21 protein-coding genes are annotated in these 21,681 nt (G+C 63.3%); 14 read left to right on the forward strand and 7 right to left on the reverse strand.

Annotation, left to right across the window (positions count from 1 at the left end):
- Positions 1-427, reverse strand: a 427-nt coding sequence (locus QQJ84_RS05560; protein WP_284257119.1) for a phasin family protein, incomplete at its 3' end; no start/stop codon positions are given.
- Positions 428-782: 355 nt separating this feature from the next.
- On the opposite strand from QQJ84_RS05560, the gene QQJ84_RS05565 reads away from it, so the two are divergent.
- The 6 genes from QQJ84_RS05565 to QQJ84_RS05590 all read left to right on the forward strand — a co-directional run bounded on the left by QQJ84_RS05565 (position 783) and on the right by QQJ84_RS05590 (position 6,873).
- Positions 783-2,090, forward strand: a complete 1,308-nt coding sequence (locus QQJ84_RS05565; RefSeq protein WP_284257120.1) for a serine hydrolase — start codon at positions 783-785, stop codon at positions 2,088-2,090.
- A 55-nt stretch (positions 2,091-2,145) separates the two neighbouring features.
- The gene (locus QQJ84_RS05570; RefSeq protein ID WP_284257121.1) at positions 2,146-2,730 is read left to right on the forward strand and encodes a DedA family protein; all 585 of its coding nucleotides are present in this window, start codon (positions 2,146-2,148) and stop codon (positions 2,728-2,730) included.
- Positions 2,727-3,848: a D-alanine--D-alanine ligase gene (locus QQJ84_RS05575; protein ID WP_284257122.1), complete on the forward strand. Its 1,122-nt coding sequence runs from the start codon at positions 2,727-2,729 to the stop codon at positions 3,846-3,848. Before QQJ84_RS05570 ends, QQJ84_RS05575 begins: the two co-directional genes overlap by 4 nt.
- Before the next feature lie 227 nt (positions 3,849-4,075).
- Positions 4,076-5,290, forward strand: a complete 1,215-nt coding sequence (locus QQJ84_RS05580; RefSeq protein ID WP_284257123.1) for a phosphotransferase family protein — start codon at positions 4,076-4,078, stop codon at positions 5,288-5,290.
- 1 nt (position 5,291) lies between these two features.
- Positions 5,292-5,837, forward strand: coding sequence for a hypothetical protein (locus QQJ84_RS05585; RefSeq protein WP_284257125.1), 546 nt, complete (start codon positions 5,292-5,294; stop codon positions 5,835-5,837).
- 130 nt (positions 5,838-5,967) lie between these two features.
- Positions 5,968-6,873, forward strand: coding sequence for a DUF7064 domain-containing protein (locus tag QQJ84_RS05590; RefSeq protein ID WP_284257126.1), 906 nt, complete (start codon positions 5,968-5,970; stop codon positions 6,871-6,873).
- A 41-nt stretch (positions 6,874-6,914) separates the two neighbouring features.
- Here QQJ84_RS05590 and QQJ84_RS05595 read toward each other — a convergent pair whose 3' ends face one another.
- A complete protein-coding gene (locus QQJ84_RS05595; protein WP_284257127.1) occupies positions 6,915-7,556 on the reverse strand; it encodes a TetR/AcrR family transcriptional regulator in 642 nt (213 codons plus the stop codon).
- Positions 7,557-7,757: 201 nt separating this feature from the next.
- On the opposite strand from QQJ84_RS05595, the gene QQJ84_RS05600 reads away from it, so the two are divergent.
- From QQJ84_RS05600 to QQJ84_RS05610, 3 genes are all read left to right on the forward strand, one after another.
- Positions 7,758-9,017, forward strand: a complete 1,260-nt coding sequence (locus tag QQJ84_RS05600; protein ID WP_284257128.1) for a cytochrome P450 — start codon at positions 7,758-7,760, stop codon at positions 9,015-9,017.
- Positions 9,018-9,056: 39 nt separating this feature from the next.
- Positions 9,057-9,380: a 2Fe-2S iron-sulfur cluster-binding protein gene (locus QQJ84_RS05605; protein ID WP_284257129.1), complete on the forward strand. Its 324-nt coding sequence runs from the start codon at positions 9,057-9,059 to the stop codon at positions 9,378-9,380.
- 85 nt (positions 9,381-9,465) lie between these two features.
- Complete coding sequence (locus QQJ84_RS05610) at positions 9,466-11,061, forward strand: GMC family oxidoreductase (protein ID WP_284257131.1); 1,596 nt, start codon at positions 9,466-9,468, stop codon at positions 11,059-11,061.
- Positions 11,062-11,107: 46 nt separating this feature from the next.
- Here QQJ84_RS05610 and QQJ84_RS05615 read toward each other — a convergent pair whose 3' ends face one another.
- Positions 11,108-11,320: a heavy-metal-associated domain-containing protein gene (locus QQJ84_RS05615; protein WP_284257132.1), complete on the reverse strand. Its 213-nt coding sequence runs from the start codon at positions 11,318-11,320 to the stop codon at positions 11,108-11,110.
- A gap of 89 nt (positions 11,321-11,409) precedes the next feature.
- Between QQJ84_RS05615 and QQJ84_RS05620 the strand changes: the two genes are divergently transcribed.
- The 3 genes from QQJ84_RS05620 (at position 11,410) to QQJ84_RS05630 (ending at position 16,522) form a co-directional block, all read left to right on the forward strand.
- Positions 11,410-13,497 (forward strand): heavy metal translocating P-type ATPase, encoded by a 2,088-nt coding sequence (locus QQJ84_RS05620; protein ID WP_284257133.1) that lies wholly within the window; start codon positions 11,410-11,412, stop codon positions 13,495-13,497.
- 145 nt (positions 13,498-13,642) lie between these two features.
- Positions 13,643-15,400 (forward strand): DEAD/DEAH box helicase, encoded by a 1,758-nt coding sequence (locus QQJ84_RS05625; RefSeq protein ID WP_408861821.1) that lies wholly within the window; start codon positions 13,643-13,645, stop codon positions 15,398-15,400.
- 45 nt (positions 15,401-15,445) lie between these two features.
- Positions 15,446-16,522 (forward strand): class I SAM-dependent RNA methyltransferase, encoded by a 1,077-nt coding sequence (locus QQJ84_RS05630; protein WP_284257134.1) that lies wholly within the window; start codon positions 15,446-15,448, stop codon positions 16,520-16,522.
- Positions 16,523-16,550: 28 nt separating this feature from the next.
- On the opposite strand, the gene QQJ84_RS05635 is transcribed toward QQJ84_RS05630, so the two are convergent.
- From QQJ84_RS05635 to QQJ84_RS05645, 3 genes are all read right to left on the reverse strand, one after another.
- Complete coding sequence (locus QQJ84_RS05635; protein ID WP_284257135.1) at positions 16,551-17,162, reverse strand: hypothetical protein; 612 nt, start codon at positions 17,160-17,162, stop codon at positions 16,551-16,553.
- Positions 17,149-18,213 carry a DUF262 domain-containing protein gene (locus QQJ84_RS05640; RefSeq protein ID WP_284257136.1) on the reverse strand — a complete coding sequence of 355 codons (1,065 nt, stop codon included), beginning with the start codon at positions 18,211-18,213 and terminating at the stop codon, positions 17,149-17,151. The genes QQJ84_RS05635 and QQJ84_RS05640 overlap by 14 nt, the downstream gene beginning before the upstream one ends.
- A 181-nt stretch (positions 18,214-18,394) precedes the next feature.
- Positions 18,395-18,805 carry a rhodanese-like domain-containing protein gene (locus QQJ84_RS05645; protein WP_284257137.1) on the reverse strand — a complete coding sequence of 137 codons (411 nt, stop codon included), beginning with the start codon at positions 18,803-18,805 and terminating at the stop codon, positions 18,395-18,397.
- Positions 18,806-18,863: 58 nt separating this feature from the next.
- Here QQJ84_RS05645 and QQJ84_RS05650 point away from each other — a divergent pair, with 58 nt between their 5' ends.
- Together QQJ84_RS05650 and QQJ84_RS05655 are read left to right on the forward strand one after the other, a co-directional pair.
- Positions 18,864-19,847, forward strand: coding sequence for a cysteine synthase A (locus QQJ84_RS05650; protein ID WP_284257138.1), 984 nt, complete (start codon positions 18,864-18,866; stop codon positions 19,845-19,847).
- Entirely contained in the window at positions 19,838-21,202 is a 1,365-nt protein-coding gene (locus tag QQJ84_RS05655; protein WP_284257139.1) for an amidase family protein, read from the forward strand. Before QQJ84_RS05650 ends, QQJ84_RS05655 begins: the two co-directional genes overlap by 10 nt.
- 45 nt (positions 21,203-21,247) lie before the next feature.
- Here QQJ84_RS05655 and QQJ84_RS05660 read toward each other — a convergent pair whose 3' ends face one another.
- Entirely contained in the window at positions 21,248-21,583 is a 336-nt protein-coding gene (locus QQJ84_RS05660; RefSeq protein WP_284257140.1) for a DUF952 domain-containing protein, read from the reverse strand.
- Positions 21,584-21,681 lie beyond the last annotated feature (98 nt).

Consider the following 21,681-nt stretch of genomic DNA (forward strand, 5'->3'; position numbering starts at 1 on the left):
GAGCATTTCCAGGACAACCGAAGCCGAGCCACACAAATGATCGCAGCGGTTTAATGAATCGCCCTGCCGCTTCCTTAACGGACTTGACGCCCATCAGGGTCTTGGTGAACGCAACGGTCTCTTCGAGCGAAGCCTTGCTGGAAGCAGCGAACTGCTTGGAAATGTCCTGGAACCCAGCGGCATAGATCTGGCTGGCCTTGATCGCGGCTTCCACGGTGCCCTGGTTGAACGCGAGCAGCTCTTCGCTCTTTTTCATAGCTTTCTCAACGCCTTCCTTGAGTTTCGCCTGCGAGGTCTCCAGACCCTTGGTGGCTTTCTCAATGCCATCCTTCACGGCGGCAATGGTGTTGTCGAAGCCCTTGGTGGCGGCTTCGGTGGTCTCTTCGATGGTCGTGGCGGCTGCCGCCTTGGTTTTCGTGCTGCTCATAATACGCAATCTCCAGTTAGGACTAAAATCAGTGACTGCACGGCCCCAACCCGGCGAGCGGTACGGCGCATGCCGCAGTGCAGCAAAAACCTTATACGCGACCGTTTCTCATCCGTCAACTATTTCTTGTGCGCTGCACAAAACTGTCACGAAACCGCGATCTTCCACCCTGGCGGCCCCCGGCCCGCCATCGCCCCGGCGGGAAGTTCAACAGCCTGTCTTAACCCATTGGCTTTTCGGTTCTTTCCATAAGATTTTGGGCGTTTTCCTGCTGGACAGCGCACGCCGGAAGCGCCTACATTGGCGTGGTTTATAGATTGAGGTGCCGCTCATGCAGGCTTGGAAGTCTGTTGCCGTGAAAAAATCCCTGGCGCTTGCCGGGCTTTGTCTTGCCGCGTGCGTGAGCATATCTCCCGCCCAGGCTCGCTCGGAACATCATTACCGCCGGCTGTCCCACCCCGCCGCCGCGCCGGCGGTTGATGCCGCCGCCACCAATTTCGGCCCGACCGCGCCCGGCGTCAGCAGCATTGTCATCGATGCCGCCTCCGGCCAGGTGATCGCCTCCAACGGCGCCGATATTCCGCGTTACCCCGCCAGCCTCACCAAGTTGATGACGCTCGACCTTGCCTTCCAGGCGCTGCGCGCTGGCAGCATGACACTGGATACGCAAATCCCCGTCTCCTACCACGCGGCCGCCGTGGAGCCGGTGAAGCTCGGCCTGCAACCGGGCAGCACCATTTCCGTTCACGACGCCATTCTGGCCATGACCACAATGTCAGCCAACGATGCCGCCACCGCCCTCGGTGAATATCTGGGCGGCGGCTCCGAGCCGCGTTGCGCCGCGCTGATGACCCAGCGCGCCCATGCGCTCGGCATGGCGCAAACCCAGTTCTACAACGCCTCCGGCCTGCCCAACCCCGGCCAGGTCACCACCGCGCGCGACCTCGCCATCCTGGCGCGCGACATCGTGGTGAATTTCCCCGAGGATCAGCCGTTCTTCGAGGTTCAGCAGTTCAATTTCCGCGGCCACCAGGTCTACAGCAACAACCAGATGCTGAAATCCTATGCCGGCGCCACCGGCATGAAGACCGGCTACACCGATCTGGCGCGCCATAACCTCGTCACCAGCGCCAGCCGCGATGGCCGTGTGCTCATCGGCGTCGAGCTGCACGAACCCTCCTGGGGCGACACCTATCAGCAGATGACCGCGCTGCTCGACAACGGCTTTGGCGGCCATGTTCCCGTCACCGCCGCCCAGATCGCCAGCCGCCAGCCGGCCGTGGCCTCGCCGGTTCAGCATCTCGCCGCGGCAACCCGGCCGCATGTGCCCGCTTCCCGCCCCGCCGCCGCGCAGCTGGCCAGCCGCGCCCGCCAACCGGCCGATGGCAGCTGGGTCGCCCAGCTTGGCCTGTTCTCGCGCGTGAGCAAGGCGCGGATCGAGGCCATAGCCGCGCGCCAGATTAGCGGCGCCGGTTTCACCCGCATCGCCCGGGTTGAGCGGCATGGCAAAACCCTGTGGAACGCTCAAGTGGCCGGCCTCAGCCTCGCCGCGGCCCATGAAGCCTGCGACGCCATGGTCGCGCGCGGCAATTCCTGCCGCATCATCGAGCCGCGGACCGACCATCTGGCGATGGAAACCACCAACACCGGCGACGGCACTTAAAGCCGCCCGCCGGGGCGATTTGAGCATTTTCCCGGCTGGCTCTATGTGAGCGGTCATGATCGTCTCGCAATTCGTTAACCTGCTGGCAGCGGAAGCCGGAGCCAAACCCCTGCAGGCCGCGATCATCGTGGGCGGCACCTTCATCCTGGAGGATGCGGCCACCCTGCTGGCCGCCATGCAGGTCGCCTCCGGCGCGCTTTCGCTCCCTTTGGCGCTGGCCTCCCTCTATACCGGCATCATCCTGGGAGACCTTGGGCTTTACGGACTCGGCTGGCTCTCGGCCACGCACCCCTGGGCCAAGCGCCTCATCCCCCGCGCCCGGCGCGATCTCGGGCGCGAATGGGTGCATCCGCGCATTTTCTATGTGGTGCTGGTCAGCCGCTTCGTGCCCGGGCTGCGCCTGCCCACCTACACCACGCTGGGGTTTCTGCGCGCGCATCTGGGCAAATTCACCCTGGCTGCGATCGGCGCCACTCTTGTCTGGACCTCCGGGCTGTTTTTTGTCAGTTTCAAGCTCGGGCTGGTGATGATGCGCTATCTTGGCGCTTGGCGCTGGGCCGGTCTCGGCGTATTTCTCATCATCCTGGTGGCTGTGGGCCGCATCGCCACGCGGCTTTATAATAAGAGGACAACGCCATGAGCGTAACATCGCTCCCCGTCGCACTGGATGCCCCCGGCCTGCAGGCAAGCTCCGCCCGGCGCAAAAGCCCGGTCTCGTTTTTCGAGTTCTGGCCCGGCTGGTTGTTCTACGCGCCGGTGGCCGTGTTCTGGATTCTCAAATCCATCCGCTACGGCAGCCTCACGCTGCCCACCCTGGCCAACCCGCGCATCAATGCCGGGGGCATCTGCGGCGAGTCGAAAAACGACATCCTCGGCCTCGCAGGCCCCCTGGCACGGCAATGGATCGCCCCCTACACGCCGCTCACCACCTCGGGCCATAACGATGGCAACGACCTCACCCTGGCCCTGGCCGCCATGGCGCGCGCCGGTCTGAGCTTTCCCGTCGTCGCCAAGCCGGACATGAGCTGCAACGGCGTCGGCGTGCGCGTGGTCAATAACGAGGCCCAATTGGCCGCCTATCTTGCCGCCTTCCCCCGCGCCACCGCCATGCAGCTGCAGGCGCTCATCACCCATGAGGGCGAAGCCGGGATTTTCTACATCCGCCACCCGGGCGAGGCGGCCGGGCGCATCACCTCCGTCACCCTTAAATTCCCCCCCTCCGTCACCGGCGACGGCAAGCGCAGCGTGCGCGAACTCATCGCCGCCGATCAGCGCCTCAATGCGGTCTCCAATCTGCTGCTGCCTCAGCTTGGCGCCAAGGCCGGGGCAATTCCCGCCGAGGGCGAGAGCGTGCGCCTGGTCTTCGTCGGCAATCACTGCCGCGGCTCCACCTTCAAGGACGGTCTGGACATCGTCACCCCCGCCCTGACCGCGCGGATCGACGAAATCGTCCAGGACATGCAGGAAGTCTATTTCTCCCGCCTCGACCTGCGCTACGAATCGCTGGAAGCCCTGCGCGAGGGGCGCAATTTCCAGATCATCGAATTCAACGGCAGCGGTTCGGAAGCCACCCACATCTGGGACCCGGAGATGACCCTGCGCGCCGCCTATGCCACGCAGTTCTTCCACTACGGCGAATCCTTCAAAATCGGCGCCGCGGTCCGCCAGCGCGGCCTGCGGCCATCCGGCCTGCGCAAACTGGCCTCCCTCTGGCGCCACCAAAAAAAATTAATGGCCGCCTACCCGGCCAACGACTGAATTACCCGCCAAACCCACCCTAAAGAATGGGGCGCGGACCCTTCAAAATCCCTAGTTCAAAAACCGAAGGGCGCGCGGGTGTTCGCGCTGCCTGACGTGCGAAGACCAACGATAAAAATAAAACCGGAGAGACCGTGACGAAACCAGCTCTCATAACTTTGCCCGCGCGATGCGCGCGCCGGGCCTGAAAAATCTGGTTTCCCAAGACATCATCAAGGTAGAATAAAATGGGACACATCGCCTTCACAGCCAATCCGGACAAAGACCGTCCGTCACCTGAATGGATTTCACATCTGCGCCGCCGCTACGCGATCGAACCGCAGGTCGACCGCCTGCTCACCCGCAAGATGGAACTGCGCGCCGGCCCCGGCTATGAGACCGTGCCCCTGGACCGCCTGAGTGCGGGGGTGGAATCGCTGATCCGCTCGAACATCGGCAATGATTTCAAACTCGCCGATGCCCGCTGGCTCTCGGGCGGCGCCTCCAAGCTGCAAATGGCCTTCACGCTGGAGTGGCAGCGCCCCGGTGTTGGCTTCGAGAAAACCCCGATGGTGCTGCGGATGGAGCCGGCCGAGTCCATCGTCGCCACCAGCCGCCTGCGCGAATTCCAGCTCATCAAGGCCGTCGGCGGCACAGTGCCGGTTCCCCCGGTGTTCTGGTGCGATGAGGATGGCGTGCATCTGCCCTACCCGGCGCTGGTCTACGGCTTTGCCACCGGCGTCACCAAACCCGCCGCCTCCACCAGCGGCGTCTCCGGCAGCAACACCTCGCTCCCGCCCGATGTCGCCGCCGCCCTCTCGCCGCAGTTCATCACCCAGCTCGCCGCCATCCACAATCTGGACTACCACGGCCTCGACCTCTCCGCCTTCACCGCCCCCATGCCCGGCACCCAATGCGCCGATTGGGGCGTAGATTGGTGGGAGCGCGTCTGGGAGGAAGACGCCGATGAAGACATCCCCCTGCTGCGCCTGGCCGCGGGCTGGCTGCGCCGCAACGCGCCCAGCCTGGAGAAACCCTCCCTCGTGCATGGCGACTACCGCCTCGGCAATTTCCTCTTCACCGAGCACGACATGCGCATCACCGCACATCTTGACTGGGAGCTCGGCCGCATCGGCGACCGCCATCAAGACCTCGCCTGGACCACCAACGCCGCCTTCAAGACCTTTGCCGCCGACGGCAAAACCCAGCTTGTCTGCTCCATGCTTCCCGAGCCGGAATTCTTCGAGCAATACCAGAAGGCCGCGGGCGTCACCGTCAACCCGCGCACGCTGCACTGGTACAAAATCTACAACAGCTTCAGCCTCGCCATCCTCATGCTCGGCACCGGCTACCGCATCGCCCGCAACGCCAAAACCCATCAGGACGTTCTGGTCACCTACCTGATGGGCATCGGCCACGTCATCATCAACGAGATGCGCGAACAGCTGGAACAGGGATTCTAACATGCAACTCCGTGCGGAAATCCAGATCAAAACCGTCATCAAGGCCCTGAAGGACGTGATCGTCCCCGCCATCGACCCCGCCAACAAGCTGGCGGTTGAGCAGGCGCATCTCGCCATGGGCCTGCTCAACCTGCTCTCAACCCAGATGCCGGTGCAGTTCCGTTTCGACCATGATGAATTGCAGCGCCTCGTGCAGGCATGCGAGAAACTTGAGCGCGTCTGCAAGCAGGACCCCGAAGCCAGCGCCGAACTGCGCCGCCTGAAGGCCGCGCGCGCCGAGGCGCAGCATGTGCTCGAGAAGAGCCGCATCGACCCCGCGCGCATCCTCGACTCCATCCGCACCCTGCGCGCTGACATCAGCGCCCTTATCGTCACAGTGGAGCGCGAGGAGCTGGGCGCCGGTCAGTTCACCGAAGCCGAAAAAGTGGTGCTGGACCTCTCGCGCGAACAATTGTTGCGCGATCGCTCCCTGCTGATCTCGCTGGGCAACGAAATTGACCCCGCCGCCGTCCCCGCCATCGGCACGCTGCTGCCGCATCTGGATTAGAGCGCGATCGTTTGAGGTTCGCTCAACCGAGCGGGCCGAAAGCGTGAATCGCCCTCAGAAAAATGGCCAGAGCCTGATCGCACTTCAAGCGATCAGGCTTATGGCCCCATCACCGCGAAGGAAACCTCACTTGCCGCACGATCTTGCAAAATTTGAAGGCCACATAAAGGGCGATGGTCCGCTGTGGAACCAGAGCTTCTACTACAACGCCTACGACCCCGCGACCCGCACCGGCGTGCTGGTGCGCGTCGGCATTCAGGAGAACCGCCAGGAGGCCAACAGCTGGTTCATCGCCTTCCGCGATGGCCTGCCACTGTTCACCCGCACCAACATGAATCTGCCCTACATCCCCGGCCGCCCGCTCGGCGGCATGGAGATCGCGGGCATGCGCATCGAGGCGGAAATCCCGCTCAAGCGCACCCGCATCACCATCTCCACACCAGACTTCAGCGCCGATCTTGTGTGGAACGAGCTGCACCCGATGGAAGACTGCATCTCGCTCAGCCATGACAAGGACGGCTCCTTCGCGCGCGAACTGGCGCATGTGCATATCGAGGGCACCTCCACCGTCACCGGCCATATCATCAGCCGCGGCGCGCGCAGCGAGCTCAACGGCAAAGGCTTCCGCGACATCGCCGCCGGCCCGCGCAACTGGGACGCCATGCTGCACTATCGCCTGGCCTGGCCCATTTTTGACAACGGCACAGCCCTGGCCGGCATCCACGGCATCTCCACCGGCCGCCAGTCAGCCTACATGCGCATGTATCACGACGGCACCCGCTGGATGCAGGTGAGCGACATCGACGACCAGATGGTATTCTCCGCTGATAAAACCTCGGTTGAAAGCGCCCACTGGAAGTTCACCGACGAGCTTGGCCGCACCCATGAGTTCACCGCCAAGCCGCTATTCAGCTGGCTCTTCCCGCTCGACACGTTCGTCCTGCGCGAACAACTGATGGAATACCGCCTGTCCGATGGCACCCTCGGCTACGGCCTCTACGAGACCGGCTATCGTCTGCCCTGGACGGGGATTTAATAAAACCCATGCCCTGCCTGCAAACATGCGGGCAGGGCGTTTTAATCCCGGCGCGCTCCAGCGGTGCCGCCGGCCTCCAGGCCGATGCTCATCACGGCGCGGATCAGATGATCGATCAGAACATCAATCTCCTTCTGGCTGGCCCCTGCAAATCGCGTCAGCGCCACCGTATGCCCGCCGCCGACAAACAACCGCGCCGCCGCCCTGATGTTCATATGCGGCGATATCTCCCCCGAGCGCTTGCCGGCTGCCAAAACCTTGCGCACCCCGGCCAGCAATTGCTCCTGCATCACCTGATAGCGCGGCCATACATCGGCGCGAAACCCCGTGCTCCAATCCAGCCAGACTTTCACGAAATCCGAATCCTCGCGCGCCGCGCGGTCCAATCCTTCAACCATTTCCCGCAACGCCATACGGGCGGGAATCCCCTCGCGCACCGCCCCGGTGACGATTTTCAGCAGCGAGGCTTCAACCTCGGCCAGCGTCTCGATCACCAAATCCTCGCGCGTGCGGAAATAGGAATGCACAGCCGCCACCGAGACATGCGCCAATGCCGCCACATGCGCATGCGTCGCGCGCGCCACCCCATGCTCGGCAAACGCGGCGATGGCGCAGGCGAGCAACTGGGCCCTGCGCTGCTCGGGCAGCAACCGGCTGCGCGGCGCTCTGCTTTCAGTTTTCAAAATGTGATTCTTCCCGGGTTATTTAGCACCAAGCAAATCCTGATTGGCGCCCCTGATGCTAGGGTTTCTCAATGACACGTCAAGAGGGGACAAAAATGATCCCGCAGGGAAGTGGGTACTTTACTATTGACAATATACTCAATAAGAAATACGCAGACCAGGCAACAAGTCGCGGACCACGCGATATCCAGGAGGATGCCGATGACACCAAGCGTTAACGACGAAGAACTCGCGCGCACCACGCCGCTTGACCAGTTCGATGTCAGCCGGCCAGAGCTATATCTGCGCGAGGGCCTGCACCCCTATTTCAAGCGCCTGCGCGATGAAGACCCCGTGCATTATTGCAAGCAAAGCGCCTACGGTCCCTACTGGTCCGTCACCCGCTTCGAAGATTGCGTGGCGATCGACACCAACCACAAGGTCTTCTCCTCCGATGCCTCCGTCGGCAGCTTCGTGCTTGACGATGCAACCCTCAATCCGGTCGTCGAAAACGGCCTCTTCCTGCCCAACTTCCTGGGCATGGACCCGCCGCGCCACGACATCCACCGCAAAGTGGTCAGCCCCGCTGTGGCGCCCGAAAATCTTGAGCGCATCGAGCCGCTGATCCGCCAGCGCAGCCAAAAAGTGCTGGACAGCCTGTCAATTGGCGAAACCTTCAACTGGGTTGAGCGCGTCTCCATCGAGCTGACCACGATGATGCTGGCAACCCTGCTTGACTTCAACTTCGAGGAACGCCGCAACCTGACCCGCTGGTCCGATGTCGTCACCGCCTCGCCAGGTGATGGCGTTATCGAGAGCTGGGAGCAGCGCGAGAAGGAACTGCGCCAGTGCGAGGCCACGTTCCAGAAAATGTTCGCCGAACGCAAGGCCGCGCCGCCGAAATCCGACCTCATCTCGATGATGGCGCATTCACCCGAGATGGCCGACATCACGCCGGAGGAATTCCTCGGCACGGTCGTTCTGCTCATCGTCGGCGGCAACGACACAACGCGCAACTCGATGTCCGGTTCCGCCATGGCGGCGCATCTCTACCCGGCCGAGTTCGAGAAGGTGCGCAGCAATCAGGCGCTTATCCCAAGCGCGGTCTCCGAGACCATCCGCTGGCAAACCCCGATCGCGCATATGCGCCGCACGGCGCTCTGCGACTATGAGTTCCGCGGCAAGCAGATCCGCAAGGGCGACAAGGTTGTCATGTGGTATCTCTCGGCCAACCGCGATGAGCGCGTCATCGCGAACCCAATGGCGTTCATAGCCGACCGCAAAAACCCGCGCCACCACATGTCCTTCGGCTTTGGCATCCACCGTTGCGTCGGCAACCGCCTCGCGGAGATGCAAGTGCGCGTATTGTGGGAAGAATTCTTCAAGCGTTTTTCGAAAATTGAAGTCGTGGGCGAGGTAACCCGCATCCCCTCCTGCCTCATCCACGGCTACACCAGCATCCCGGTTCGCCTGAGCAAATAAAACGCAAGCCGCAATCAATCATCTTTCAGGAATTCACCCATGCCAAAAATCAAATACATAACCCATGACGGCAAGGAGTATGACGTCGATGCCCATGAAGGCGCCTCCGTCATGGAGGCCGCCACCAGCAGCAACGTCCCGGGTATTGATGGCGATTGCGGCGGCGCGCTGGCCTGCGGCACCTGCCACATCTATGTCGATCCCGCCTGGTTCGCCAAAGCCGGAACCCCGGCGCAGGACGCGGAACAGGAAATGCTCTCCCTCCTCGACAATCGCCAGGATAACAGCCGCCTGTCCTGCCAGATATCAATGTCAGCCGAACTCGACGGGCTGGTGGTAAGACTACCGCGCGGCCAGCACTGAGGCCTGCGGTTTTGCCAAACAAACGGGGCAGGCGGCATGTCGATAGCCCCCTGCGCGCGGTCCCATTTCAGCTTTCGGGTGTTTCATGGTTGATTATATAATTGTGGGTGCCGGTTCCGCCGGCTGCGTGCTGGCCAACCGCTTGAGCGCCGACCCCGCGGTGCAGGTCACGCTTCTGGAAGCCGGAGGAAAAGACAGCAGCTTTCTCTACCACATGCCGGCCGGCCTGCTCGGTTTGATGCGTTCGGGCAAGGGCAACTGGAATTATGAATCAATCCCCCAGCCCGGCCTGAACAACCGCACCGTCTATTTCCCGCGCGGCAAGGTGCTGGGCGGCTCCAGTTCCATCAACGGCCTGGTCGTCTCGCGCGGCAACGCGGGTGATTATGACCATTGGGCGCAATGCGGCAACCAGGGCTGGTCCTACGCCGATTGTCTGCCCTACTTCAAAAAACTTGAGGACTACCCCGGCGGCAACCCGGAATATCGCGGCACCGGCGGACCTGTCGGCGTCACCCTCACGCCGCCGCCCGAACACATGACCCCGATCGCCCGCGCCTGGATCGAGGGCGGCCTGCAGGCTGGTTTTCCCTTCAACCCTGACGTCAACGGCCCCAATCCCTACGGCATGGCGCAGATGCAGGCGAATTTCGTGGGTGGCGTGCGCCGCAGCGCCGCCGATGCCTACCTGAAACCCGCCCGCGCACGCCCAAATTTGCGGGTCATCACCGGCGCGCTGGTCAAACGCGTGGTGCTGCAAGCAGGCCGCGCCACCGGCGTTGAATACATCCAGGGCGGCCAGACAAAATTCCTCCCCGCCGCGCGTGAAGTCATCCTCTCGGGCGGCGTCATCAACTCCCCGCAGGTGTTGCAACTCTCGGGCATCGGCGCGGCGGAAGACATCACGCCGCACGGCATCGCCATGCAGCACGAACTGCCAGGCGTGGGCCGCAACCTGCGCGACCATATCGCCATTTCCCATAAGCAGCGCATCACCAAACCCTACTCCATGCTGAGCGCGCTCAAGCCGCTGGCAACGCTCAAGGCCGTGGCGCAATACCTGCTGTTCCACTCGGGCCCCACCGCCACCAGCGGGCTGGAAGCCTGGGCGCATCTCAACTCGCGCCCCGGCCTGGAATATCCCGATATCCAGATGTACTGCGTATTGCTGATGTATAACGACCATGGCCGTGACATCATCCCCGAGGAAGGTTTCATGACCGCGCTCAACGGCTGCCGCCCGGAGAGCACCGGCACGGTCAAAATCCGTTCCGCCGACCCCACCGTGCACCCTGAAATTGACCCGAAATTCTTCAGCGCTCCCAACGACATCCGCGTCCTGCGCGATGGCCTCAAAATCGCCCGCGAAATCGTCGCGCAAAAATCCTTCGATGATTTCCGCGGCACCGAATTCGCCCCCGGCGCCAGCGCAACGTCAGATGCCGATCTCGACGCCTACATCCGCGCCAACGCCGCCACGCTCTATCACCCTGTTGGCACCTGCAAGATGGGTTCCGACGACATGGCAGTGGTGGATTCCTCCCTGCGTGTGCGCGGCGTTGATGCCTTGCGCGTCGCCGATGCCTCGATCATGCCCAACATCATCAGCGGCAACACCAACTTCCCAACCATGATGATCGGCGAGAAAGCTGCGGACATGATTTTGGGCAAACACGCATGAGCGCGCAGGCCTTCGGCCCATGCGCGCGCATCGCCCGCCTGTGTCCTTAACTGGGCGTCACGCTAAACCCGGCCTCCCGGATCGCCTCGATGAACTGCTGCGCCTGCGCATCTCCGCCGATCACCACCTTCTTGCTCTGCAGGTCGGCGGCAACGGTGGCGTGGGGGTCAACCCCCTGCACCGCGGCGGTAATCGCCCGCACGCAAGAGGAACAATCCATATCAGGCACGGTGACTTGCAAACTGGTCTCGCTGGCCATGATTTTCTCCTTGATTACACATAGTAAGTAGTTTCCCCCCGGCAAGGTCAAGCCTTGACCGCCCCGCGATGGGAGCCACATACTCCCGCATGGACCAGCCTGTTACGCCCGCGCGGACAATCGACCTCGCCATCGGCGGCATGACCTGCGCCAGCTGCGTCTCCCGGGTCGAAAAAGCCCTTGGCAAGGTTCCCGGCGTGCAGAGCGTCGCGGTTAATCTCGCCACCGAGAGCGCGCATCTGCTCGCCGCCCCCGGCACCAGCATGGAGGCTCTCACGGCAGCAGTCGCCCGCGCGGGCTATACAGCCGAGCTGCGCGCCCAGGCCAGGCCGCAATCCCACCGGCGCGAGAAGCTGGAGCTCATCGCCGCCGTCGCGCTGTCCGCGCCGTTATTCGCCTCCATGCTTGTCCCCCTGCCGGGCGGGCTGGAGCTCGCCCTCGCCACGCTCATGCAATTCTGGCTTGGCGCCCGCTTCTACATCGCGGGTTTCAAGGCCCTGCGCGCGGGTGCCGCCAATATGGATGTTTTGGTCGCCCTTGGCACCACCGCCGCCTACGGCCTCTCGCTGTGGGATTTCGCCACCACCGGGCCGCTCTACTTTGAGTCCTCGGCCGCCATCATCACCTTCATCCGCCTCGGCAAATTCCTCGAATCCCGCGTCAAGCGCGAGGCCGCCGGCGCCATCACCGGCCTCAACAGCCTGCGCCCGGCCCTGGCACATGTGCCAGGGCGCGGCGATGTCGCGGTGCAAAGCCTCATCCCCGGCGACGAGGTGGAGCTGCGCCCCGGCGAGCGTGTCCCGGCTGACGGCGTGATTCTCAGCGGCACCTCCAGCCTGGATGAAAGCCCGCTCACCGGCGAATCCCTCCCCGTTGCCCGCGCCCCCGGCGAGCACCTGCTGGCTGGCGCCCTCAACCTGGATGGCGTGCTCCGCCTGCGTGTCACCTCCCGCGCGGGGGAGTCCTTCCTCGACCGCATCGCCCGGCTGATCGAGGCGGCCCAGGCCTCCAAGGCGCGGGTGCAGCATCTGGCGGACCGTGTGGCAGCCGTCTTCGTGCCGGTCATCATGGTCATCGCCGCGTTCACCTTCCTCGGCTGGCTGCTGCACGGCGCCACCCTGGCCACCGCCATCATCAATGCCGTCTCCGTGCTGGTCATCGCCTGCCCCTGCGCGCTCGGCCTGGCCACCCCAGCCGCCATCCTGGCCGGCACCGGCGCCGCCGCCCGGCTGGGCATCCTGCTGCGCAATGCCGACGCGATAGAGACCGCCGCGCATGTCAACATGGTGGTGTTCGACAAAACCGGCACCCTCACCAGCGGCCAGCCCCACCTCACTGACATCCCCTTCCTGCGCGGCATCACCGTTGAGCGCGCGCTGGACATCGCCTCCGCCCTGGCCGCGTCCGACACGCACCCGCTCGCCTCGGCCCTGCGCCGGCCAAGCCCGCCCCAGGCCGAGGCGGTGCGCATTCTCCCCGGCCGCGGCGTGGAAGGCACCATCGCCGGGCAACGCTATATTCTCGGGTCTGCCGCGCTCATAGCGGATGCCGGCGGCACCGCCCCGGAGGTCGCAACCACCGCCACGCTCTCCTACTTGGCCCGGGCGGACGGCACCTGCCTCGCCGCCTTCGCCTTCGCCGACACCTTGCGCCCCGGCGCCCGCGCGGCGATCGAGCGCCTGAAATCCATGGGCATCGGCGTCATGCTGCTTTCGGGCGACCGCGAGGCCGCGGCCCAGGCCGTGGGCCAGGAACTCGGCATCGAACAAATCATCGCCCACGCCACGCCGGAGCAGAAAATCGCCACCATCCAGGCCCTGCACGCGGCGGGCAAAACCGCCGCCATGGTCGGCGACGGCGTTAACGACGCCCCGGCCCTGGCCGCCGCCAGCCTCGGCATGGCGATGGGGCAGGGCGCCGATGCCGCCATCGAGGCCGCCGATGTCTCCCTGCTACGGCCAGACCTCGCTCTGGTGCCCGACGCCCTGGCGCTCTCCCGCCAGACCTGGAGCGTGCTCTGGCAGGGGCTGTTCTGGGCGATGATCTACAACCTCATCGGCATCCCGGCGGCCGCCTTCGGCCTGCTCAGCCCCACCATCGCAGGCGCCGCCATGGCCGCCTCCTCGGTTTGCGTGGTCGCCAACGCGCTGCGCCTGCGCAAATGGCGGCAAAAATGAGCGAGTCCGCCTTCCCCCATGCCTCCACCGGCGGTAAACCTTGACTTTGCGCCCCGCTTTGCCGATAGGAGGCCTGAGGAAAATAGCGCGGTTTGCGCTAGGCGCGTTGTCGCGCGCACGACCACAACACGAACGGGTTCAATTTTTGTCAGACACTCCTGAGACCGGCGCACAGACCACTGCGCTCGATGAGACTATTCAAGACACCGGCGCGGAGCACCTCGCCGTAAGCGGAATCATTGAGACTCCAGCCGCCGCGCCGGATGTGCCAGACCCGGCCGGGCCGGAGCCTGTTCAAGAGTCCGACGAAGCCGACGCCGACGAGCGCGTCGCCGAGGATGCCGCCGCCGAAGCCGATGGCTTTGCCCCGCTTGGCCTCTCCGAACCCATTTTGCGCGCCCTGCACGACAAGGGCTACCTCCGCCCCACGCCGATCCAGGCCCAGGCCATCCCCACCGTTCTCATGGGGCGCGACGTTCTCGGCTGCGCCCAGACAGGCACCGGCAAAACCGCGGGCTTCACCCTCCCGCTGCTTGACATTCTCTCAGGCAGCCGCGCCCGCGCCCGCATGCCCCGCTCGCTCATCCTCGAGCCGACGCGCGAACTCGCCCTCCAGGTCGCCGAAAACTTCGTCGCCTACGGCAAATACCTCAAGCTCAATCACGCGCTGTTGATCGGCGGCGAGAGCATGTCCGACCAGAAGGACGCGCTGGCCAAGGGCGTTGATGTGCTCATCGCCACCCCCGGCCGCCTTATCGACCTGTTCGAGCGCGGCGGCCTGCTGCTGCGCGACGTGCGCGTGCTGGTGATCGACGAAGCCGACCGCATGCTGGACATGGGCTTCATCCCCGACATTGAGCGCATCGTCGCCATGCTCCCCGCCACCCGCCAGACGCTCTTTTTCTCCGCCACCATGGCGCCCGAAATCCGCCGCCTGGCCGACGCCTTCCTGAGCAACCCGAAGGAGATCACCGTCTCCAAACCGGCCTCGGTCGCCACCACCATCACCTCCGGCCTGGTGCTGGTCAACGAGCATGACAAGCGCGAGGCCCTGCGCCGCCTCATCCGCTCCGAGGACGTGCAGAACGCGCTGATCTTCTGCAACCGCAAGCGCGATGTCGACATTCTGCTCAAATCCCTCCTCAAACACGGCTTCTCCGCGGGCGCCCTGCATGGTGACCTGGCGCAATCCGTGCGCTTCGCCACCCTCGAAAAATTCAAGGCCGGCGAACTGCGCCTCCTGGTCTGCTCCGACGTCGCCGCCCGCGGCATCGACATCGGCGGCCTCAGCCATGTGTTCAATTTTGACGTGCCGCATCATTGCGAAGACTATGTCCATCGCATCGGCCGCACCGGCCGCGCCGGCAAGGAAGGCCGCGCCTTCACCATCGCCACGCCCGATGACCGCCTGGCCGTCGAAGCCGTCGAAAAACTGATCGCCGCCCCCATCCCGCGCATCGAGATCCCGGGGTTGGATATCGTCGAATGGGCCGAGGGCGATGGCCGCCGCGGCCGTGGCGGCCGCACAGGCCGTGGCAAACCCGCCGCCAAGGCGCCCGCCCGCCCCGCCAAGGCCCCCGCCAAGGCCAAGGAGGAAGAACCCGCCCGTGAGCGTGAGCGCGAACCAGCCCGCGAGCGCACCCCGCGCCCGCCACGCGGCGAGCCGCGCCGTGAGGAGCCAGCCGCCCGCGTCGAGGAACCCCGCCGCCGCGAGCCGCGCACCATCTACGCGAGCGACAACAACGGCCCCAGCGTGCGCGGTTTCGGCGCCGATGTCCCGGCCTTCATGCTCATCCGCAAGCGCGGCCCGCTCGCCGCCATTCTGGACGAGCCAAACGAGACCGAGGAAGACGATGTGGTTCAGCCCGGCGATGCCAGCAACGGCGAGGGCATCGCGGCTTGACCTTCAAGCCCGCTTCGCCTCTCCACCCCGGCCTGAACTAACCCCATGAGCCACTGCCTCCACTTTGGCATCTGCGGCGGCTGCGCCACGGATACCCTGGCCGCGCCGCAAAAATCCCTGGCGCTGTCTCAGGCTTTGGCCAGAGCCGGGTTCGCGGACGCCCCTTTGTCCCCGCTGGTGGAAACCCCGCTGCGCAGCCGCCGCCGCGCGGACCTCGGCGCCACCCGCAAAGCCGGTGACATCTCTCTCGGCCTGCACCGCACAGCCAGCCCCGCGGTGGTTGACATGCGCGAATGCGCGCTGCTCCTGCCGGAAATCGTGGCGCTGCTGCCTGATCTACGAATCCTCCTGCGCAGCCTTCAGGCTTTCCGCAGCACCGGCGCCGTCGTCATCAACTGGCTCGACAATGGCCCGGATATCCTGCTGCGCATGGACGCCGCATTCACCGGCCCCGACCGCACCAAGATCATCGCCTTCGCCCGCGCCCACAACGCGCCGCGCATCAGCATCGCCACGGGGGCTGAACTGCCCGAGCCAGCGGTCATCCTGCAAACCCCCGCCATCAGCTTCTCCGGCGTCCCGGTAGACCCCCCGCCGGGCGGCTTTCTCCAGGCCAGCCGGGCAGGGGAGGCAGCCATCATCGCTGCCGTGCTCGCGGGCCTGCCCAAACTCAGCCTCAAATCGCGCATCGTCGAACTCTACGCAGGTGCCGGCACCCTCTCCTTCGCCCTCGCGCAGCACGCGCGGGTGGAGGCCTATGAGGGCGATGCCAGCGCCACCCAATCGCAGGACAAAGCCATCCGCCTGAACAATCTGGCCGGGCGCATGCGCGTCACCCAGCGCGACCTCCACCGCCGCCCCCTGCAAGCCGCCGACATGGCCGGCGCCAAAGCCGTGGTCCTAGACCCCCCCTACGCCGGCGCCACCACCCAAATGCGCTTTTTAGCCGCCAGCGGCGTTGCCCGCATCATCTATGTAAGCTGCAACCCCGACGCTTTGGCCACCGACGCCGCCGTGTTGCGCCGCGCCGGATATTTGGTCCGCAACGCCACGCCGATCGACCAGTTTCCGTATTCGGAAAATGTTGAGAGCGTGGTGGTGTTTGAGAAGTTAAAAAGTTAATCTTTCGAATAGATTCAAAGATTGATAATTAGGTAGCGAGATTTTTTGCGACAAGTTTGATGAATTGGGCCCAATTTTTGTGGTTTTGAATTCCAGAAGAACAGAATTTATAGGCGATTGAAACGGGGTCAATTTTTTCTGGACCCGTTACGAGTTGACGCTCTCGTATGGTCAAAGCGGATCGTTTTGAACGATGCACGATGAAATTTCTGACGTATCTCAAGTCCGAAATATCCCAAGGGGTAACGCCCAATTGATCTGTGATGTTTTGTAAATTTGAAACAGCTAAATGTGTTGCGGCTTGGACTGCTTTGTCGGGTAGATACCAATCAGGTTCCATCGGTCGCTTTTGGTTCCTATATTGGGCAAGGAGCACATGGCACGCAGCTTCCCTTGTCGAGAGACGGATGGGCAGTTTTGAAACTATTGGACCAGAGCTGTCGCAATAATTGCCTGTTGCGCAATCAAGAATGAGATTTCTAATGAACAGTTCCCATTCAATTTGAAGTTGGATCAGCGATCTCTCGACAATGAAAATCTCGTGAGAGGCGAGACTTGTACCATGGTCATACTCATTGATGGTTTGGGTTAAGGCGTCAATCCGTGCTCCAAACCGGAAAAGGCGTCTACTTAGCTCCATGATTAGCGATTGCATTCACCAAGAAATGGAGGCGGGTCTTTCGTGAGGAAACGCGATGTGTAGTACTTTTACTTGCCCCGACGAACTGAGCGTAGGGCGAGCTTTCATCGTCTTCCAAGTCGAATGCTTGCGCAATTTGTGCAAGTGAATTCCCAGCACTCTCCCAATCAACACCGACTCCACGGAGTTCCGTAATGCCTTCGGTTAGTCGGTTATCGGGTGCATTCCCGTTGAGATAAGCTGCCGCCGCAAATAGTGCGAGAAAATTGGGTGCATCATAGAAGGTCGTTTCAACAAAATCTTGGGAAGTATGTTTGATTATCTCGTTGATTGTCTCGTCGATCTTTACTCGAAGCTTTTGGAAATAGGTTTCATCATTTCCGATATGCTCCCTGTAGTATCTTCCAATCGATGGTTCACCACCATCCCCGAATCCTACATCGACGACCATGAACATCTCAGCCATGACTGAGGTGTTTTTAAGTCTAACGCTTTCCCGGACGCTGACAATCTTGAACTCGTTCCAAAGCTTGCTCCAGTCCGATGTGGCATCGTAAATAGCCCATTTTACCGGTTCTGAGTACTCGGCATGACGAAGCTCAGCTGGGGTAACTTTTACACTGTATGAATTTAACCGAGCAAATACCTCCAGCACGTCAGCATCGTTAGCATTCAAAAGTTGAACTACTGACACTTTGTACGAAAGAAAACTTTCCTGATCTTCTGCGTTGAGGTCTGCGTAAAATTTCCCTTTGTGGTTTGGGGCCTTTAAAGTCAGTTTCAATTTGCCGGCGGCAAACTCAAGAATGGCGCGCAATCTCTGTTGCCCATCGACAACTTCACGAACGGTAGTTTGACTGATTCGATCAAGTATGGTGCGAAAGTAGATCTGGGGCATTGGAAAGTCGTTTAATATCGTATCGATCAGATATACTTTTGCCGAAGGCGTCCAAACAGAACCGCGCTGAAAATCAGGTGAGAGGATTAGTTGTTTTTTATTATACCACTCTATGAAATCAGAAATTGTGTAGGTTTGCGGGACACTTGCCATTTTTTTACCTTGTGCGAAGCATAACGGGGAATACCAGTCGGTGACAATCGGCACCATGTTAAAGACGTATGGATGTAATAGATTGTAAGTGGCGGCAAGGTGTTATTTAGATAATGGGGGTCTGGGGCCTCAGGCCCCGGCGGGTTGCAGGGCAGAGCCCTGATCTTAAAACCCTAACCCCCTACCCCTGCTTCCAGGGCAGCCCCTCCGCCTTCCAGCCCCCCACATTCCCGCGGTGCCCCCGCGCGTCCTGCGGCCCCTCGAACCCGTCCTTCACATTATACACATGCTTATACCCGGCCGCCTTGGCCGCCATCGCCGCCGCCATGCTGCGCGCGCCCGAGCGGCAGATGAAATATATATGGTCGCTATGCTCCAGCTTCGCCGCTGCCAGCGCTTCCAAAAATTTCGGGTTGGGCTGCATGGTGGGGTAAATCTGCCACTGCACCAGCACCGGCTGCTTGCCGGTCTGGGTCAAATCCGGCACGCCGACAAAGCTCCACTCGGCATTTGTCCGCACATCGCACAAAGCAGCATCGGGATTGCTCATTAACGCTTCCCAGACCTGTCGCGGCGCCAAATCTTCGATCATAATGTCCCCCGCAAGTATTGTATGCCGATTACGGCCAGCATAGCGGGGACATTAAGCAATGGAAACAGTCGTGGACGGTTTGATCGGCGCAATCGGCAACACACCGCTCATCCGGCTCGGGCGGGCCAGCGCCGCCACGGGCTGCGAGATTTTGGGCAAGGCCGAGTTTCTCAACCCCGGCGGCTCGGTGAAAGACCGCGCCGGCCTCGCCATCATCCGCGCCGCCGAGGCTGACGGCACGCTCAAACCCGGCGGCACCATCGTCGAGGGCACGGCCGGCAACACCGGCATCGGCCTCACCCTGGTCGCCAACGCGCTGGGCTATAAATGCGTCATCGTCATGCCCGAGACGCAGAGCCGCGAGAAGATCGACTTTTTGCGCATGATCGGCGCCGACCTCCGCCTGGTCCCCGCCAAACCCTTCAAAGACCCCGGCAATTACGTCCACGTCTCGCGCCGCCTGGCCGGGGAGCTGGGTGCTCTCTGGGCCAACCAGTTTGACAATCTGGCCAACCGCGAGGGCCACCGCGCCACCACCGGCGCCGAAATCTGGGCCCAGACCGGCGGCAAGGTGGATGCCTTCACCTGCGCCTGCGGCACCGGCGGCACGCTGGCCGGGGTCAGCCTCGCGCTGAAGGCCCACAACCCGGATATCAAAATCGTCCTGGCCGACCCAGAGGGCAGCGGCCTCTACGGCTGGGTGAAAAACGGCGATCTCACCATCACCGGCTCCTCCATCACCGAGGGCATCGGCCAGTCCCGCGTGCCGGAAAATCTGGGCGGCGCCATCATTGACGACGCCGAGCGCATCCCCGACCCGGAGGCGCTGGAACAAGTGTTCGACCTGCTGATCCACGAGGGCCTCTCCGTCGGCGGCTCGGCCGGCATCAACGTCGCCGCCGCCATCCGCGTCGCCAAAACCCTCGGCCCGGGCCACACCATCGTCACCATCCTGTGCGACGGCGGGGCGCGCTACCAGAGCAAGCTCTTCAACCCGGAATTCCTGCGCTCCAAAAACCTGCCGGTGCCGGCATGGCTCTAGAAGACCCCTCAACGCTTGACGCCGAGGAGCTGCTGGCCGCCTACGCCGCCAAAACCCTCACCCCGCTGCAGGCGCTGCAATCCATCACCGAGCGCATCGCGCGGCGCAACCCCGAGATCAACGCCTTCGCGGTGATGAACCCAGCCGCCCTGCGTGACGCCCAGGCCAGCACCGCCCGCTGGGCCGCCGGCGCGCCGCAAGGCGTGCTGGACGGTGTGCCCGTCACCATCAAAGACATTATAGACGTCGCGGGCCTGCCCACCCGGCGCGGCAGCAAAACCTCAAGCCCCGCGCCCCAGCCAGTGGACTCCCCCGCCGTCACCGCCCTGCGCGCCGCCGGGGCGGTGATTTTGGGGAAAACCACCACCACCGAATTCGGCTGGAAAAGCCCCGGCGACTGCCCGGCCACCGGCATCACCCGCAACCCCTGGAACCCAGCCCACACCCCCGGCGGCTCCTCCTCCGGCGCCGCCGCCGCCGCCGCCGCGTTTTTCGGCCCGCTGCATGTGGGCACCGATGCCGGCGGCTCTATCCGCATCCCCGCCGCCTGGTCCGGCGTGGTCGGCCTCAAGCCCAGCTTCGGCCGTGTGCCGCAATGGCCGCTGGGCGCTTTCGGCCATGTCGCCGTCGCCGGGCCCATCACCCGCACGGTGCGCGATGCCGCCCTCATGCTCTCCGCCACCGCCGGTTTCGCCCCGCGCGACCCCTTCTCCCTGCCCGAGCCAAAACGTGACTTCCTGGCCGGTATCGAGGACGGCGTGGCCGGCCTGCGCATCGGCATCCTCACCAGCCCCGGCTTCGCCGCCCCGGCGGATGATGACGCGATGGACGCCCTGCAATCCGCCCGTCAAATCCTCGAATCCCTCGGCGCGAAACTGGTCGAGGCCACCATCCCCCTGCCGGACGCCTCCGCCAGCTTCGCCAAAATCTGGGGCGCCGCCCTGGCCCGCCAGGTCGCCGCCATCGCGCCGGAGCATCGCGCCCTGCTGGATTACGGCCTCACCAGCCTCGCCCAACAATTCGCCCAGACCACGGCGATTGACATGCTAGAGGCTGAAGCCCTGCGCGTGCAGGCCGCCCACGCCATGGCCACCGCTGATTATGATGCGCTGATCTGCCCCTGCGTCCCCCAGGCCGCCCCGCTTGCCGGTGTCCCGGTGGAAGACCCCGTCCACGCCCTGATGCACCATTGGGCACCGTGGACATTGCTCTTCAACCTCACCCGCCAGCCGGCGATCTCGCTGCCCATGGGGGTGAATGCCGCCGGCCTGCCGGTCGCCGTGCAAATCGCAGCCCCTCTGTACCGTGACGATGTGGTCCTCAAAATCGCCCGCGCGGTGGAAAAAATGGTGTAGGAAAAAATGGTGTAGGAAAAAATGGTGTAGGAAAAAATGGTGTCGTCAGGGCAGTTTTACGCTGCCGTCCGCCGCGCGCGCCAGCGGTGCATGGGCCACCACCGCGGCGATGCTCAACCGGCCGTAGAGATGCGGAAATTTCTGCCCCCCGCGCGAGACCTCCCAACGCACGGCCTCGCCCAGCGCCGCCAAATCCACCGCCGCCGCCACCAGATTATCCTGCCCGGCGAAATGCCGGTCCACTGTCTCGCGCACCTGGGCAGCGGTGGAGAGGTGGATATATCCATCCGCCTGATCCACCGGCGCGCCATCAAACACCCCGGCCTTCAGCGCGGCGAACTCCGTGCCGGTTAATATTTTATAGGCGATCGCATCGTTCATACCCGCTCTCCCGCATCTGCCGCCCGCAATTCTACCCCAGGCCCGCCGCGCAACCAAAGCCATGCCTCTAAATCATAGTGCATCATAAAAATTTTTCT

The organism is Acidocella aquatica (genome assembly GCF_030160635.1).
GTDB classification, from domain to species: Bacteria; Pseudomonadota; Alphaproteobacteria; order Acetobacterales; family Acetobacteraceae; genus Acidocella; species Acidocella aquatica.

What these genes read in the sequence shown, in the direction of transcription:
- QQJ84_RS05570 (WP_284257121.1), top strand. Translation starts at nt 2,146, where the DNA reads ATGATCGTCTCGCAATTCGTTAACCTGCTGGCAGCGGAAGCCGGAGCC.
- QQJ84_RS05575 (WP_284257122.1), top strand. Translation starts at nt 2,727, where the DNA reads ATGAGCGTAACATCGCTCCCCGTCGCACTGGATGCCCCCGGCCTGCAG.
- QQJ84_RS05580 (WP_284257123.1), top strand. Translation starts at nt 4,076, where the DNA reads ATGGGACACATCGCCTTCACAGCCAATCCGGACAAAGACCGTCCGTCA.
- QQJ84_RS05585 (WP_284257125.1), top strand. Translation starts at nt 5,292, where the DNA reads ATGCAACTCCGTGCGGAAATCCAGATCAAAACCGTCATCAAGGCCCTG.
- QQJ84_RS05600 (WP_284257128.1), top strand. Translation starts at nt 7,758, where the DNA reads ATGACACCAAGCGTTAACGACGAAGAACTCGCGCGCACCACGCCGCTT.
- QQJ84_RS05605 (WP_284257129.1), top strand. Translation starts at nt 9,057, where the DNA reads ATGCCAAAAATCAAATACATAACCCATGACGGCAAGGAGTATGACGTC.
- QQJ84_RS05610 (WP_284257131.1), top strand. Translation starts at nt 9,466, where the DNA reads ATGGTTGATTATATAATTGTGGGTGCCGGTTCCGCCGGCTGCGTGCTG.
- QQJ84_RS05615 (WP_284257132.1), bottom strand. Translation starts at nt 11,320, where the DNA reads ATGGCCAGCGAGACCAGTTTGCAAGTCACCGTGCCTGATATGGATTGT.
- QQJ84_RS05620 (WP_284257133.1), top strand. Translation starts at nt 11,410, where the DNA reads ATGGACCAGCCTGTTACGCCCGCGCGGACAATCGACCTCGCCATCGGC.
- QQJ84_RS05630 (WP_284257134.1), top strand. Translation starts at nt 15,446, where the DNA reads ATGAGCCACTGCCTCCACTTTGGCATCTGCGGCGGCTGCGCCACGGAT.
- QQJ84_RS05635 (WP_284257135.1), bottom strand. Translation starts at nt 17,162, where the DNA reads ATGGAGCTAAGTAGACGCCTTTTCCGGTTTGGAGCACGGATTGACGCC.
- QQJ84_RS05640 (WP_284257136.1), bottom strand. Translation starts at nt 18,213, where the DNA reads ATGGCAAGTGTCCCGCAAACCTACACAATTTCTGATTTCATAGAGTGG.
- QQJ84_RS05645 (WP_284257137.1), bottom strand. Translation starts at nt 18,805, where the DNA reads ATGATCGAAGATTTGGCGCCGCGACAGGTCTGGGAAGCGTTAATGAGC.
- QQJ84_RS05650 (WP_284257138.1), top strand. Translation starts at nt 18,864, where the DNA reads ATGGAAACAGTCGTGGACGGTTTGATCGGCGCAATCGGCAACACACCG.
- QQJ84_RS05655 (WP_284257139.1), top strand. Translation starts at nt 19,838, where the DNA reads ATGGCTCTAGAAGACCCCTCAACGCTTGACGCCGAGGAGCTGCTGGCC.
- QQJ84_RS05660 (WP_284257140.1), bottom strand. Translation starts at nt 21,583, where the DNA reads ATGAACGATGCGATCGCCTATAAAATATTAACCGGCACGGAGTTCGCC.